The following is a 15,094-nucleotide window of genomic DNA, read 5'->3' as shown; positions in this document are numbered from 1 at the left end:
AGTCACGGGCTGCTCTTGATGTCCCGCAAGTTCGATTATGATTCTCGATCCCCGGCGAGGCAAGGACGATCCCGGCAATCGTCGGCGCTGACGGTGCCTTGGTTCGCGACGGCGGCGAAATCGCAAAAGCAGGAGAGCACATTGCGGGCCTACCTCTCCCGAGGGGATAATGAGATGGACGGGATGAGCTCGGCACAATGAACCGGATCGCGGGATTGATGGGAACGTTTTTCGGAAGGCACCACGAGCCTTTCTTGGCTTGGTGCCTCCGGCTCAGCGGCATTGGTCGGCGATAAGAGGCGCATTCGGCAATGAAGTTCCCGACCAACCCGGAGGATGAAGCCAGGGTCGCGCCTCAAGTCGAAGGCACCGAGCCGGCGTGCGACTCCGCGGATCGGATTGACAACGGCGATCCGACGCTCCCGCAAATCGACGCGCCGCGGGCCGTGGACGCGGCCCAAAGCCCCTTGTCGGCCACCCCGGACAAGACCGAAGCGATTTCGGACGCGAAGGCCCGCGAAGCGAGTCGACGGAGTCGTGGGGCGCCGCGGATTCCCCACTACGAGATCGTTCGGTTCCTGGGCTCCGGGACGTTCGGCGAGGTCTGGCTAGGCCGGGACCGACGGACCGGGATTCAGGTCGCGATCAAGTTCTTCGTCCACGGCTCGGGCGGCCAGTGGGGACTGCTCCAGGCCGAGGTCCAGCAACTGGCCGAGCTCCACGCCGATCCCGGGATCGTGCAACTGATCGACGTCGAGCCCGACGCGGTCCCGCCCTACTACGTCATGGCGTTCGTCCAGAACGGCTCGCTCGCCCAGCGGCTCGAGCGGGGTCCCCTGCCCGTTCGCGAGGCGCTCGAGATTTTCCGACAGATTGCCGAAGCCCTGGCTTACGTTCACGCCAAGGGGATCCGCCACTGCGACCTGAAGCCGAGCAACATCCTCCTCGACATCCGCGGCCGGGCGAAGATCGCCGACTTCGGGCAGGCGCACCTCTCGAGCGACGCCTCACCCGCCCTGGGCACCTTCTTCTACATGGCGCCCGAGCAGGCCGACCTCAACGAGCAGATCGCCGACACGAGGTGGGACGTCTACGCGCTCGGCGCCATCCTGTTCGCGATGCTGACCGGCCACCCCCCGCGCGAGGCCCCGACGCTTCGCGCCGAGATCCGAGGAACCGCGGATCTCTCGCACCGGCTCCGGCACTATCGCGACTCGGTGCAACAGGCCCCTCTCCCTCGCGAGCATCGCCGGGTCAAGGCAATCGATCGGCTCCTGGTGGCGATCATCGACCGCTGCCTCGAGACCGATCCCGCGCGACGCCTCCGAGACGCGGGGGCCGTGCTCGAAGCGCTTGAGCGCCGCCGCCGGACCCTCCAGCAACGCGCGATGCTCGGGTTCGGCCTGATCGCTCCCGTGGTCTTGATGCTGACCATGGCGGCGTTCACGCTGATCGGAGCCGACCGCGCGATCCTCGCCTCGCAGAACGAGATGGTCGAACAACTGGGCCGGAGCGATTCCGTGAGTGCCCGCCTGGCGGCTCTCATCGTCGAGGAGGAGATCGTCAATCGGCTCGACGTGCTCAAGGCTCGTGCCGCCGATCCCAGGCTGGCCGAGGTCGTGAAGGGAGGAGATCAGGAGGCGATGCGCACGCTGATGGCCGATTTCGGCAAAGACGCCGAAGTCGAGGAGTTCAAGATCAAGCGTTGGACGATCACGAACCAGGTGGGAACGACTCAGGCCAACTTTCCCTGGGAACCCTCGGTCTGCAATAAGAACTGGTCCTGGCGCGACTGGTTCAACGGCCAAGGCGACCATCTCGACGGCAAAGACCAACGATACTTGCCCATCGATCGGCCCCATATCTCCCAGCCATTCGTGAGCAAGGACAAGGATCATACGAAAGGGGTCGTCCTGTCGACTCCGGTCTTCGACCCCTCCTCGTCCACAAGCCAGCCCACCATCCTCGGCGTGCTGGCCCTGACGATCGAGCTCGAAAGGGTCGAAAACTGGCTCAAGAGCGTGCGGCTCAACGACGGCTTTACCGTCCTGTTTGACAACCGATACCACTGCCTGCTCCACAACCGCCAGGACCGGGTGACCGCTCGACCCAACCAGAACCCGCCCATCTGGCCCTGCCCGATCTACCGGAACGTGATCGAGAACGAGGAGTCAGGCCACACACTCTCGTATCGCGACCCGGTCGACCACAAGGTCTATTTGGCGGGGTATGCTTCGTTACCGAGGATTGGCTGGGGGGTCGTCGTGCAGCACGACCGCGAGCGGGTGCTCGACCAGATCGCGGCGGTCACTCACCGGCTGATGCGAATCAGTCGGGTCGCGTTCCTGGCGGCGGGCGTACTCATTTCGGCCCTCTGGGGATGGCAATTCTGGACCTTGCGCCACGTACAGCGGATGGCCGATGCCTGAACTCGTCGCCCGGGGGAATGACCCGAAAAACCAGTGGCGCCGGCCGTTGCCGGACGGGACGGTGACGCTCGGTCGAAGCGTGACCCGAAGCGACTGGAGCGTCCCCTGGGACCCCTTGATCTCGAAGATCCATGCCACCCTCGGCTGGAGCGACGGCCGGCTGACCGTTCGCAAATGGCCGGACGCGAAGAACGCGATCTTCGTCAAAGGGGAAGCCCGCGATGACTTCAGCATGGCGATCGGCGACACCTTCGTCATCGGCGAGACCTTGTTCTTCCTTCAGGAGACCGAGATCGCCGCGGCGCTTGACCTGCCCACCCCTTTTTCGGAGCTGACCTGTAGTCGCGGAGAGCTCGAGCAGCATCGCTATACCGACGCTCACGAGCGGCTCGACGTGCTCGCGGCGCTGCCGGCGATCATCCGCGACTCGCCGAGCGACGCCGACCTCGAGGCCCGGGTCAACGAGGTCCTCCTCAAGGGAATCCCCCGCGCCGAGCTCGCCGCCGTCGTCCGCTGGAGCCTGCACAGCGCGTCCGGCGAGCCCGTGGTCGAAGTCCGTCACCTCAGCCACCGGTCGCTCCTGGACGCCGATCGGGAGTTCCGCCCCAGCCGGCGCCTGGTCGGCGACGCCGTTCTGAGACGCCGGCAGAGCGTGATGCACCTGTGGCAGAGTGGCGACCTCCGGCCCGAGTTCACGATCAACCCGGGGTTCGACTGGTCGCTCTGCGTCCCCTTGCCCGACGACCCGGAGCCGGGCTGGGCGCTCTATCTCTCGGGGCGACTCCCCGCCGGGCCGCACGCTGGCGACACTAGCCAGCGCGACGTGATGCTCAAGAGCGACCTGAAATTCGCCGAGCTCGTGGCCGACGTCTTCGGGGCGTTCCGGCAAGTGCGTGACTTGCAGCATCGCCAGTCGCGGCTCGCCCGGTTCCTCTCCCGCCAGGTCCTGGCCGCACTTAGCGGGCACGACATGGACGAGGTCCTCAAGCCGAGGGAGACCGAGGTCACCGTGCTCTTCTGCGACCTCCGGTCGTCGTCGAAGCTCGCGGAGGAGAGTCGTCACGAATTGCCCCGCCTCTGGGAACGCGTCAACCAGGCCCTCGGCATCATCACTAGCGCCATCTGCGACCAGGACGGCGTGATCGGTGACTTTCAAGGCGATGCCGCGATGGGCTTCTGGGGCTGGCCGCTCGACGCCGACGACCAGATCGAACGCGCCGCCCGCGCGGCGCAGGCGATCCGCCGCCGCTTCGATCAACTGGCCCAGCAGCGCGACCATCCCCTGGCCGGTTTCGCCTGCGGCGTCGGGATCGCCAACGGCCCGGCCATCGCGGGGCGGCTCGGCACCTACGACCAGTTCAAGGTCGGGGTCTTCGGCCCCGTCGTCAATCTCGCCTCCCGGCTCGAGTCCATGACCAAGCGGTTCCACGCCTCGATCCTGGTCGACGAACGCGTCGCCGAGCGACTGGCCCATCCGCGACATTCGCACTGGGTCCGTTGCCGGCGGGTGGCGAAGATCCTCCCGCATGGCCTGACCTTGCCCGTCGTCGTCAGTGAACTGCTCCTTCCCGCCGTGGAGTCGGGGGCCCTCACCGACCGGCACTGCCGCGACTACGAGGCCGCTCTCGACGCCTTCCACGCCGGCCGCTGGGACGACGCCCGCCGACTCCTCGACCGCCTCCCCAACGACAAGGCCGGCGACGTCCTCAAGCAGTTCATGGACCGAACCCCAAACGGTCCCCCCGACCCCTGGGACGGCGTGATCCCGCTCGACTCGAAGTAAGGAACCGAGGGGAAAGCCCAAACTCCCCATTGCTCCTCAGGGAATCCCTCCCCTCCCCTCCCCCCTGGGAGGGAGGGGAGGAAAAGGCGGTTCGCGTCGCTGAGGAGGACTGGACTTCGATCGTCCTTCCTTGACTGCCTGCATCCGAGTCTCAAACCGCCTGTCACGAACTTGAGAAATTTGTTATGACGTCGCTCGCGCTCGAGTTTCTCAAGCCAAAGGAGCGCTAACCGGGAACCATCAGGACGGTTCCCGAGGAGATTCAAGGAGGCATCGCGATGCCAGGGCGACTCCGCGGATTCGGGTTGGTGGTTGGGATTCTTCTTGCCGCGTCGTCCCAAGTCCGGGCCGGCGACCTGGGACAGTTCCTCGAGCAAGCCGCGGGGGACCGACTCCGCCAGGCCGTCGCCCCGAAAAACCTCCAACGCGCCCTGACGAATCCGTTCGCGGCCCCCCCGGCATCACCCGTTCCCGCGGCCACGGCCTCTCCCGGGATCGCTCCGTCTCCCCCCGCGCAGGCGGGTGAGCCCTTTGTGGTCAAGACGACCGATGGCTGGTCGCTCGTGGCCGTTCGCTACAAGCCGACCGGCCCGGCTCGCCCGGGCGTCTTGCCGGTGATCCTCTGCCATGGCCTGACTTATAACGCCCAGTTCTGGGACCTCGACCCCTCGTGCAGCTTCGCGCAATACCTGTCGCAGCTCGGTTTCGACGTCTGGGCCGTGAACCTGCGTGGCTCCGGACTCAGCCATAAATGGGTCTGGAACCTGGACGACGCTCCAGCCTCCCTGATTAACTCCGCAATGCGCCGGCTCAATCAAGGCAAGCCCGGCGCGACCGGCTTCGCCACGCTTGACCCGAAATATGCCAACTGGACGATGGACCATCACATCGCCTATGACGTCCCCGCCTTCGTCAAGCTGGTCCGCCGCCACACCGGCGCGGCCGAGGTCACGTGGGTCGGCCATTCGATGGGAGGGATCGTCGCCCTCGGCTGCCTCTCCCGCTATCAGAACCCGGGGATCGGCCGCCTCGTCACCGTCGGGAGCCAGGTGACCATGCCCGAGGGACAGGTCGCGATCCGGTTCCTCTCCGAGATGCTCACCAAACGCCAGCTTCAGCTCGCCGGCCAATGGAACAGCAAGGAAGTAATGACCCAAACGCGAACGAGCGTGAACAACCTCTTCTTCAACGCGCAGAACGTCCACCCGAAGATCTACGAAGCCCTGACCGGATGGGCGACCGACGTGCCCGCCATCGGCCTGATGCAGCAATACATGCTCCTGGCCAACAAGGGAGAGCTCGTTGATTCCAAGGGGCAATTCAACTACGCTCGTGCCGTCGGCAACGTCAAGGTCCCCATCTTCATCAGTTGCGGCGAGCAGGACAGCTTCGCTCCGCCGATCGTTCAACGCTACCTCTACGACCACGTGGGCTCGACCGACAAAACCCTCTTCATCTTCGGCAAGTCTCAAGGGCTCCCGATCAACGCGGGCCATGACGACAGCCTGGTCGGCCTGAACTCCCGCGAACAAACCTACCCCGTGATCGCCCGCTGGCTTGCCGGCCAGCCCCAACCCCCGGCGCGCTGAGCGTTGCCATTCGCCAATCGAGATGAACGTGCCAGGCTGCCGGGGAGGAAAGATAGGGATGGTCCAGCGCACCCCGATCGTCGCCGGAGCGGTTGCCGTTCTCATCCCCGTCCTGGCCGTGGTCATCTTCTACGCCGGCCGGTCGAACGCACCGGGCCGGGCGAGCCCGGCCCGATCCACGGTCGTCCTCTACTCCGTGACCGACCGCGAGACCGCCCAGGAGCTCATCGACCAATTCGAGGCAAAGACAGGGATCCGCGTCGAGGCCAAATTCGACACCGAGGCCGCGAAGGCCGTCGGCCTCGTCCAGACGATCCGCCAGGAGAAGGCAAACCCGCGTTGCGACGTGCTCTGGGGCGGCGGCTCGTTCTTCCACGCGATGCTCGCGGATGAGGGTTGCCTGGCCCCGGCCCCGGTCGACCTGATCAAGGCCCACGGCACGGCACCGCGGGACGTCCAGGGACGCTGGCTCGGCTTCGCCGCCGCTTACCGCGTGCTGATCGTCAACACCGACGTGTTCGGGCCGCAGTCGCGGCCCCATTCGTATCGCGACCTCACGGACTCGCGCTACAAGGGACGCGTGGGGATCGCCAATCCGCTCTTCGGCGGCATGGCGGCGCACGTCACCGCACTCTTCCAGGTGCTCGGCCCGGACCAGGCCCGGCGCTGGCTCAGCGACCTCAAGGCCAATGACTGTGCCCTCTGCGGCGGCATGGCCGACGTGACAAAGCGCGTCGCCTCGGGCGAGCTCTGGTTCGGGATCACCAGCACGATCGACGCCCACGTCGCCGTCGACGACGGCAAGCCGGTGGCCATCGTCTTCCCCGACCAGGAGCCGGGGGAAATCGGTTGCATGGAGGGCTTCAGCAGCGTGGCGCTCGTCGCGGGCGCCCCGCACCCCAAGGAGGCGGAGCGATTGCAACGCTTCCTCATGTCCGCGAGGACGGAGGAGGTCCTCGCCGCGGGGCCCGCTCAGACCGTTGGGTTGCTGCCGGAGAGCGTCGCCCGGGACGTCCGCCCCCCGTGGATCCCGCCGGGGATCCGGGCGATGGACGTGGATTGGGCCAAGGCGGCCAAGGGCTACCCGGAGGCGACGAAAGCCATCAAGGAGATCCTGCTCGAGCGATGAGAACGCCGAAACCCGTGGTCGCCGCGGCCATCCTGCTGGCATTCGCCGTCGTCCTTTCGCCCCTCCTGGCCGCCCTGGTCGGGACCGGGTTGCAGGGGCGGGCGATGGCCGCGGCGTTCGACGGCATCGCCGGGCCGCTCGGGGGCTCAGCACGCTCCGCCCTGGTCGGCGCCCTGGTCGCGCTGATCCTCGGGGTGCCCTTCGCCCTGCTCGTCGAGCGTTCGCGGGCCGGCTTCAGACGCGTTTCCTGGACGCTCGGGCTGCTGGTCCTCATGATGCCGCCTTATCTCGTCTGCGAGGCCGCGATCGTCCTCCTCGGACCCGCGGGCAAGATCGCGAGACCGGCCGCCACACTCCTCGGTTTCGGCCCGCGGTCGACCGACCCGATCGCGGTGGCACGCTTCACGATCCCGGGATTCATCTACTCCTGGCCGGCGGTCGGCGTGGTCATGGGCGGGTGCCTATTCCCGGTCGTCTCACTGGCCGTGGCGGGCGCATACCGACGCACCGATCACCGGGTCTTCGAGTCGGCGCGGCTCGCGCAGGGTAGGCGCGGCGTCTCCAAAATCGGGGCGTTCATCTTCGTCCCGCCGGCCCTCGGCGCGGCGCTCCTGGTCTTCGCCCTGACGCTCACCGAGTTCGCGGTGCCGCAGCTCCTGCGCGTGCGGACGGTCAGCGAGGCGATCTTCGAGAGGATCCAGGAAGGCGACCTGGCGGCGGCAGCGGCACTGAGCCTGCCGTTGCTGCCGGTCGTGGTCGCGGCGGCGGCCCTGGGTGCCTACATGCTCGCGCGCAGCCGGGTCGCAAGCCTGGCCGGACTCGAGGGCGAAGTCCCCAAATTCACCGGGCGGCGGCTAGGCCGCGTGGGGCATCTCGCGGCCGGGCTCGCAACGCTGCTCGCGATCACCCCGGGCTTGATCCTGCCGTGCGTGTCGCTGGGCTGGCTCGCCGCCACGGCGAGGATGTCCCAGTCGGCCATGCGCGGCAGGCACAAGCTCCTTCGGACGTCCGGCATCCTCAATTCCCTCCGGGGGGCGTGGGAACTCGCCCACGATGATGCCATCCGCACTGTCCTGCTTGCGGGACTGGCGGCAACACTCGCCACGCTCTTCGCGACCGGCCTGGCCAGGCTCGCGTCGCGGGTCGGCTGGGGCCCCGTCCTGGGGGTGCTCGGCGCCGGCGTGGCGGTGCCGGCCCCGATCGTCGGGCTGGGGCTGATCGTCCTCTGGAATCGCGGCGTCGGGACTGTCGTCTACCAGAGCTCGGCGATCGTCGTTCTCGCGTGGTTCGCCCGCTTCTTCCCCGTCGCCGTATTCCTGGCGCAGGGGGCGCTCGCCCGCGTCCCGCGCGAGTTGGAGAGTGCGGCGGCGCTCGCGGGGAGGGGTCCCATCGGACGATTTTTCGCTGTGGTGCTCCCGAACGCGGCGCCGGGGCTGGCGGCGGCCTGGCTCGCCATCTACGTGCTGGCGGCGACCGAATACGGCGCAACCGTGCTGATCGCGCCGCCCGGCAAGTCCCTCCTCGCGCCGACGGTCATGAACTTCATGAGACGCGGCCAGGACCCGGAGATTGCGGCTTGCCAGATCCTCCTCCTGGGGGTGATCGCGTTGCCGTTGGCCTTGATCGCGCTTGGGATGGTCCTGCGCTCTCGGTTCAGGCCTGTTGCGAAAGGATCACCGTGAGCGAAGTCCTCCGCGTCAACTCCCTCGGCCACGCCTTCGGCGAGACCAAGGTGCTCGAGGGCGTGAGTTTCGTCCTGGACCAGGGCGAGCGCCTTGGCGTGCTCGGCCGATCGGGGAGCGGCAAGACCACGCTTTTGCGGTTGATCGCGGGGCTCGAGTCGCCGACGGAGGGGGACATCGCCATCGCGGGCAAGGCCGCCTCGCGCGCCGGCCGGGTGTTGATCGCCCCCGAGCGCCGAGGGGTGGCCCTGGTTTTCCAGGGGCTTGCCCTCTTCCCGAACCTCCGTGCGCTCGACCAGATCGCGTTCGCCGCACGCGGCCGCGGTGGCATCGAACAGGCCAGGAGACTGCTCGACCGCGTGGGTCTCCGGCATCGAGCGGACGCGCGACTCGACGAACTCTCGGGGGGCGAACGGCAGCGGATCGCGCTGGCCCGGGCACTGGCCCAGGAGCCCAGACTCATCCTCATGGACGAGCCATTCGCGAGCCTCGACGACGAAAAACGCGCCGAGATGCGCGACCTCCTGCGTTCCCTCCTCGAGCGCACCGAGACGACACTCGTCCTGGTGACGCATTCGCGCGACGACGCGTTCGACCTCGCGCGCCGGGCCATTGTCTTCGACCACGGCCGGCCGGTCGCGGATGACCTGCTCGAGACGCTGTCGATCCGCCCGCGGCACGCGGCCGCCGTGCGGGCGCTCGGATTGGGGGAATTGATACCGGGCGTGGTCACCGCCCAGGGCGATGCCGAAACCGCGTTCGGGATGGTGCGGACAACCCCCGGAACGAGGCCAGGCCCCGCGCTGCTCCTCGTGCGCCCCGATCAACCGCACCTTGCCGCGGACGGCACCGGCGTCGAAGCCGAGGTCTTGTCGCTCGAACTGCGGCCTCCGGAAGGGCGTGAGGTTCGTCGCGTCGCCGTCGTTCGCGCGTCCGGGAACGTCCTGCGAGTTTTCGCCCGCGAGTGCACCTTGTCCGCGGGCGAGCGTGTTCGGGTGCGGATCGAGGGCGAATGCGATCCGGTCCAGGGGGTATGAATTTCGAGGTTGGGGTCGATCGCATTTGCCAATCCGCCCCTCTGGATTGGAACCAATTTCGCGTTCGATGGGGGTCATCATATCAAACTCAAGATCATGGCAGATGGTAAGACAGCGAACCTGGATTTGGCAGTGACTTCCGAGAAAGAAGTATTGGCTTATTGAAGCCCTATTGCCGACTCAGACGTACGCCGTACCTCCACCGGTCCCAGTCGTGACGATCACTCCCGAGCAAGCCGAACAGGCCGCCCAGGAGGAGGCGAGACGCCGAAAGTATCAGAGGGACCGAGAAGCGTTGATTGCGGCTCGGCAGGCCAAACTGGACGCCCAACGGGACGCCGCTCTTGAGCTTGCGATGGAGCGAGCCGATGAAGTCCGGCGGCAAGCCTGTGTTTTGCTTCAGACGGAAATGGAGAGACGCCCCACCCGAGTTAAACTAAAACTCGGCAGGAGTCTCACCATGCGAAAGACCCGAAAGAACTATACGCCTGTCGAGAAGGTCGCCATTCTCCGGCGTCACCTGATCGACCACGTCCCCATCTCCGATCTCTGCGATGAGCTCCAACTCTCGCCCACGTTGTTCTACCTCTGGCAAAAGCAGTTCTTCGAGAACGGCCCCGCCGCTTTCGAACGCAAGAACGCCTCGCCCGAGACCGACCACCTCCGCACCATCGCCGCACTCCGCGACAAGCTCCAACGCAAGAACGAGGTCGTCGCGGAATTGATGGGGGAACATATCAAGCTAAAAAAAGAGCTTGGGAAACTCTGACCGGGGCCTGGGTTCCCCATGACACCCGCGACTCCATCATCGACTTCGTGCGGCACTGGTCCCAACGCACTGAGATCCCCCTCAGGCGGTTCATCACCTGGCTCGGCATTGCCGCCAGCAAGTTCCACGACTGGAGGACGCGCTACGGACTGGCCAACGAGCACAATGCGCTGGTCCCCCGCGACTGGTGGCTCGAACCTTGGGAGAAGCAAGCCGTTCTGGAGTTCCACGCTGCCCATCCCCTGGAAGGCTACCGTCGGCTCGCCTTCATGATGCTCGACACCGATGTCGTCGCCGTGAGTCCCTCGAGCGTCTACCGAGTGCTTTGTAACGCCGGGCTAATGAAGCGTCATAACAGCAAGCCTTCACTTAAAGAAAAAGGCTTCCAGCAACCGCTCCGAGTGCATGAACACTGGCACGTCGACATCTCGTACATCAACGTCGCCGGCACCTTCTTCTACCTCTGTAGCCTCCTGGATGGCTGCAGTCGATTCCTCGTCCACTGGGAGATTCGCGAGAGCATGACGGAGGCGGAAGTCGAGACGATCGTCCAGCGGGGACGCGAGCGCTTTCCCGGCGAGCGGCCCCGGATCATCTCGGACAACGGCCCCCAGTTCATTGCCAAGGACTTCAAGGAATTCATTCGGATTTGCGGAATGACTCACGTGAGGACATCTCCGTATTATCCTCAGAGCAATGGGAAAATCGAGCGATGGCACAAGACTCTGAAGGGCGAGTGCATCCGCGTCAAGACCCCCCTGAGCCTGGAGGAGGCGAGGAGGCTCGTCACTGAGTTCGTGGCCCACTACAACGAGGTCCGCTTGCACAGTGCGATCGGCTACGTCACGCCGGCGGACAAATTGGCGGGTCGCGATCGGGCGATCTTCGAGGAGCGAGATCGCAAGTTGGATGTGGCGCGAGAAAGGAGGAGAGCCGCCCGCGCGAAAGTGCAGCCCACCGTCTGATCGCCGGGAAGTCGTTGCTCGAACGGATTGACGGCGCTACGATAGAAGATGGCCTGGGCGGAGGACAGGGCACCGTGGCAACACGCCCCGAGCGCCGACCCAGGGGCCAAGACCGAAGGAGGGGCGGCACGATGCCGCCCTGTCTTTCCTTCGGGATTGGCACGAAAGCGGCAAATCCGGGCCATTTGGCCAAACGTCCACTGCCTTATCTCCCAACCCCCGGTTTCTCCATTTCACGCTGAACCATTACAGTCTTCGGGGCCATGTTTCTTGATCAACCGCCTGAGATCGTTCAGGTCTTCGATCCAGTCCGGCGGCAGAGCGGTCTTGGGATAGATCGGCTGGATTTCCCCCTTCTTCTTCGGGCCCGGGGCATCGTCCTGTTTGGAAACCGGGGCGCCATGCTTCTTGGGGCGAATATAGTGGGAAATGGCGATTATCGGCAGTTATCGATAATCGCCATTTCCCACTATATTCATTCTTGATCGCTATGCTTTCCCTTTATTTATTGCTATGCACACTTCATTCGTTTCCAAGCTCGCTGTTGCTGACATCAGGGACCATCGAAGCGGCCCCACACGCGATCATTAATCAGATCACTCGCCTCCTGGTCGGGTAGTCACCAAGGAGCGATCTCTCGCGAAATTCGGATTGACAGGATCTAGCTACTTCGTAGTGTGAACCGAGCCGTTTCGGACTAAATAGCTCCTCGCAACAGGGAAAGCAGCGGGGTGACGAAATTTCGTCACTTGCCGTAAGAGGCTGGACCGTAGGACTTTCCCAGTTGCGAGGAGCTATTTAGACGCCTAAGGGAGAGGCTCGGATGATGAATCGACTACGTAGCACGCTCGGTCAACACGCATTTACCTTGATCGAACTGCTTGTGGTCATCGCGATCATCGGCCTCCTGATAGCCCTGCTCCTGCCCGCGGTGCAGGCGGCACGCGAGGCCGCCAGGCGCGCCCAATGTGCCAACAGCTTAAAGCAAATGGGTGTAACTATCGGATTGGCTTCACCCAGCCTTCCGAAATACCCCATATAGTCGCTCGTCCTCTTGTTCAATATGAAATGCCCAGAATGGGGCCCATTCTCCGTTGAGGGAAATCGCCCGGAGATCGAGCATCGCTTGCGCCCCTTCGGGACGCCAACGCATGCCCGTGCGTTCCAGCCGGTCCTTCACCAAGTGCCGGCACGCTCCTTCCACCACTCCGCTGCCAATCGGCAAACCGTGCGCAAGGTATTCGTCGTACTTCATCCGATCGCGGTTCTTCTCGAAGTAGCCGGTCACTTGTTGAATCGTCTTGCGACTCGCCCCTTTCAACTCCCGTTTGGTCCTCATCTGACGCAATCCGCTGATCACGTACCGGACTTTTCCTTCCAACAGCATTCGGAGATGCTTCTCCACCCACTGCTTGGCTTCCGACTTCTGAGACGTCTCGTTGAAGAAGCACCAGGCCGCCTTCCACAAATATTCCATCACATGAAACAAGTCCAGAATACAGGTCGAGTTTTCTGGCAAGTACTCCTCCTGGCGATCGTGGAGCGCCAGCTCACCATCCGACAAGAAGACCACCGGCTTGATCCCCTGGGGGTTGCGGTTGATGACCTCGTCGGCCAACCAAAGGAACAGCGACACCTTGCCCAACAACAGGTCCGCGCGGACCCGCTTGGTGCATGGGCACGGGCGACGGTTCGCCGCCTGCTTTCTCACCACCTCGTCGATTACTTCATCAGCGGTGCGCACGAAAGGATCGATCGTGTAGACCGCTCCCACCGCCGCCATTCGCTTCTTGTTGGCCTTCTCCCCCTTGCCTCGGCGATGGTTTCTCGCCGCCGGCAAGGGCGGCGCCGCGGCGGGTCCCAACGCCGAACGCACCAGAGGTATCCCTTTGCAGTCGGCCGTCACCACAAGAATCGCTCCCTCATCGGTCGGCTCGGGTGTCGGCATATGGTCCTGGAACGGCTCGACATCGGCGGCCTGTTCGCGGTTGAGGTCTTCGGACGCTTTCACCGAAACCCCCAGCCCGAGAATGGTCTGGAGTTTCGCGATCGCCTCGGCATGCGCCTCGTCGACCACGAACTCCCCGAGCCATTGCTGAAACAGGTACGAGTACTGCCGCCAGGGCAAATGCAGTCGGGCATCAAGGGGAGCGGCTTCCACGCGGTCGTGGCCATAGCAGATCCGAGTGATGGCGATCTCGCCGAAGATCGAGAGATAGGGACGCGAGCGGGGTTCCTCAATCCTGGGCAGGACCTGGGGCGGTTCAGCCGGCCCGGCGCCGAGGAGATTCAGAGTGGGTCCGACGTCACCGTCGCCGGACGCCGCCAGAAACGCCTGGAGCAAGGCCCGTCCCATCACCAGAAGTTGGCGAAAGACGGTGTCTTCGACGTGATGAATCGGCTCTTGGTGTTGGGCCGCGACCTTGAGGCGTTCCACCATGACCCAGAAAAGATCGAGCGCGTGGTCGATGGCGATTTGCTCGGGGAGGTGCAATGGCGGGTACTTGACGGCGGTGGCGACGTGGGCGAGCATGGAGGTGGCTTCTCTTCGATGCGTAATGTCCCTGGATATGTTGACCTTCCTGGAATATACCGCATCGAGAGAGCCATTTCGAGCTCCCCTTCGCCTTCATGCAAATCCCTAAACTGTTTCAGAGAAATCATCTTCGGCAATGGCCAGAGTGCCGGAGCGGGTAGTTACACCCAAAGCAAATCGGCCTGGGCTTGCACGGGTATCATGACGTGTGGCATAGCTTCCCACCGGCCTATCTGACCCGGCAATCGACCGGACTAGAACTCGGCACGGGCTGGGCATGGGGGACGCTCATCCTGCCCTACTTGGAACAGAAGCCGCTGTATGACGCTGCGAATTTCGACCTGGGCTTCGGCGAGGTGTCGGGCCCCCTCCTCGGCCTGAGAGAGAACAAGACCGTCAGACTGGTGAGCCTCTCTATGTTCCTCTGCCCGAGTGCCGAGGGTGGCGAAGGGCCGATTGATCTGGGGGCCGGATCGTCACGGGTTGCCATCTCCCCTGGACAATACATCGCCTCGGCGGGCTGGCTGGACACCTCTAAGACGCCGGTCAAGGGGGCTGGCGTCCTCTACCCGAACAGCCGGGTCGCCATCGCCGCAGTCAGCGACGGGACAAGCACGACCCTGATGATCGGCGAGCGTTCCCGGAACCTCGCTGATGCCTCATGGCCCGGCTCCTTCGGGAGTCTTGCGGACCCGGCACCCCTCTGCACGAAGCCAGGTAGGCCTACCCAATCGTGCGTCGGAATGATGTTCCTACTCATGGGTCGGAGCGGACCCTCTTCCGACATCGTCAGCGGGAGCATTCCTGGCGGCAATACACCGAATGCTCCGGGGAGCGGTGCCGACGGCTTCGCAAGTCTACACCCTGGCGGCTGTCAGTTCCTGCTCGCTGACGGCTCCGTTCGGTTCATGAGGGACGCCGTGGCGCCTACGGTGTTCCAGGCTTTGGCGTCGCGCGCCGGCGGCGAAATCCTCGGGGCCGATCAGTATTGACACCATCCTCTCAACCACGGGCGACGTGCTATCCCGATTGCCGGTGCTTCCCAAAGAGAATCTGGCCGACCTTCTCCCCGACCGTTGGTCGCCTCCCCAAGCCGCCGATCTTCCGGCGACCCCAGAGGGCCCCATCGCCGACGGTTCCCCGAGCTGACAACGGCTCCCGCCGGCACTCGAAAC

At 64.8% G+C, this 15,094-nt stretch carries 10 protein-coding genes and 1 pseudogene; 10 read left to right on the top strand and 1 reads right to left on the bottom strand.

Features of this window, described 5'->3' with window-relative positions; all coding sequences use genetic code 11:
* The first annotated feature begins 311 nt into the window (after positions 1-311).
* The 9 genes and pseudogenes from BUS42_RS03725 to BUS42_RS03680 all read left to right on the top strand — a co-directional run.
* Positions 312-2,429, top strand: a complete 2,118-nt coding sequence (locus BUS42_RS03725; RefSeq protein ID WP_074305378.1) for a serine/threonine protein kinase — start codon at positions 312-314, stop codon at positions 2,427-2,429.
* On the top strand, positions 2,422-4,212 hold the full coding sequence (locus tag BUS42_RS03720) for an adenylate/guanylate cyclase domain-containing protein (RefSeq protein WP_074305377.1): 1,791 nt from the start codon (positions 2,422-2,424) through the stop codon (positions 4,210-4,212). Before BUS42_RS03725 ends, BUS42_RS03720 begins: the two co-directional genes overlap by 8 nt.
* A 278-nt stretch (positions 4,213-4,490) precedes the next feature.
* Positions 4,491-5,801, top strand: coding sequence for an alpha/beta hydrolase (locus tag BUS42_RS03715; RefSeq protein ID WP_074305375.1), 1,311 nt, complete (start codon positions 4,491-4,493; stop codon positions 5,799-5,801).
* 58 nt (positions 5,802-5,859) lie between these two features.
* Complete coding sequence (locus BUS42_RS03710; protein ID WP_074305374.1) at positions 5,860-6,930, top strand: extracellular solute-binding protein; 1,071 nt, start codon at positions 5,860-5,862, stop codon at positions 6,928-6,930.
* On the top strand, positions 6,927-8,612 hold the full coding sequence (locus BUS42_RS03705) for an ABC transporter permease (RefSeq protein ID WP_074305372.1): 1,686 nt from the start codon (positions 6,927-6,929) through the stop codon (positions 8,610-8,612). The genes BUS42_RS03710 and BUS42_RS03705 overlap by 4 nt, the downstream gene beginning before the upstream one ends.
* On the top strand, positions 8,609-9,649 hold the full coding sequence (locus tag BUS42_RS03700; RefSeq protein ID WP_074305370.1) for an ABC transporter ATP-binding protein: 1,041 nt from the start codon (positions 8,609-8,611) through the stop codon (positions 9,647-9,649). The genes BUS42_RS03705 and BUS42_RS03700 overlap by 4 nt, the downstream gene beginning before the upstream one ends.
* 460 nt (positions 9,650-10,109) lie before the next feature.
* A complete protein-coding gene (locus BUS42_RS03690; protein ID WP_074310640.1) occupies positions 10,110-10,418 on the top strand; it encodes a transposase in 309 nt (102 codons plus the stop codon).
* Positions 10,419-10,465: 47 nt separating this feature from the next.
* On the top strand, positions 10,466-11,383 hold the full coding sequence (locus BUS42_RS03685) for an IS3 family transposase (protein WP_074305368.1): 918 nt from the start codon (positions 10,466-10,468) through the stop codon (positions 11,381-11,383).
* An 823-nt stretch (positions 11,384-12,206) separates the two neighbouring features.
* Positions 12,207-12,419, top strand: a pseudogene (locus tag BUS42_RS03680) (type II secretion system protein); the annotation flags it as partial.
* On the opposite strand, the gene BUS42_RS03675 reads toward BUS42_RS03680, so the two are convergent.
* A complete protein-coding gene (locus BUS42_RS03675) occupies positions 12,396-13,739 on the bottom strand; it encodes an ISKra4 family transposase (protein WP_410001693.1) in 1,344 nt (447 codons plus the stop codon). The pseudogene BUS42_RS03680 and the gene BUS42_RS03675 overlap by 24 nt on opposite strands.
* A 356-nt stretch (positions 13,740-14,095) precedes the next feature.
* Here BUS42_RS03675 and BUS42_RS03670 point away from each other — a divergent pair, with 356 nt between their 5' ends.
* Positions 14,096-14,911, top strand: a complete 816-nt coding sequence (locus tag BUS42_RS03670) for a DUF1559 domain-containing protein (protein WP_083670049.1) — start codon at positions 14,096-14,098, stop codon at positions 14,909-14,911.
* Positions 14,912-15,094: the final 183 nt, after the last annotated feature.

Origin of the sequence: Singulisphaera sp. GP187, from assembly GCF_900129635.1 — a bacterium.
Classification (GTDB): domain Bacteria; phylum Planctomycetota; class Planctomycetia; order Isosphaerales; family Isosphaeraceae; genus Singulisphaera.
The sequence above is the reverse complement of the archived record's forward strand: the minus strand, read 5'-3'. Positions and strand labels throughout refer to the sequence as shown.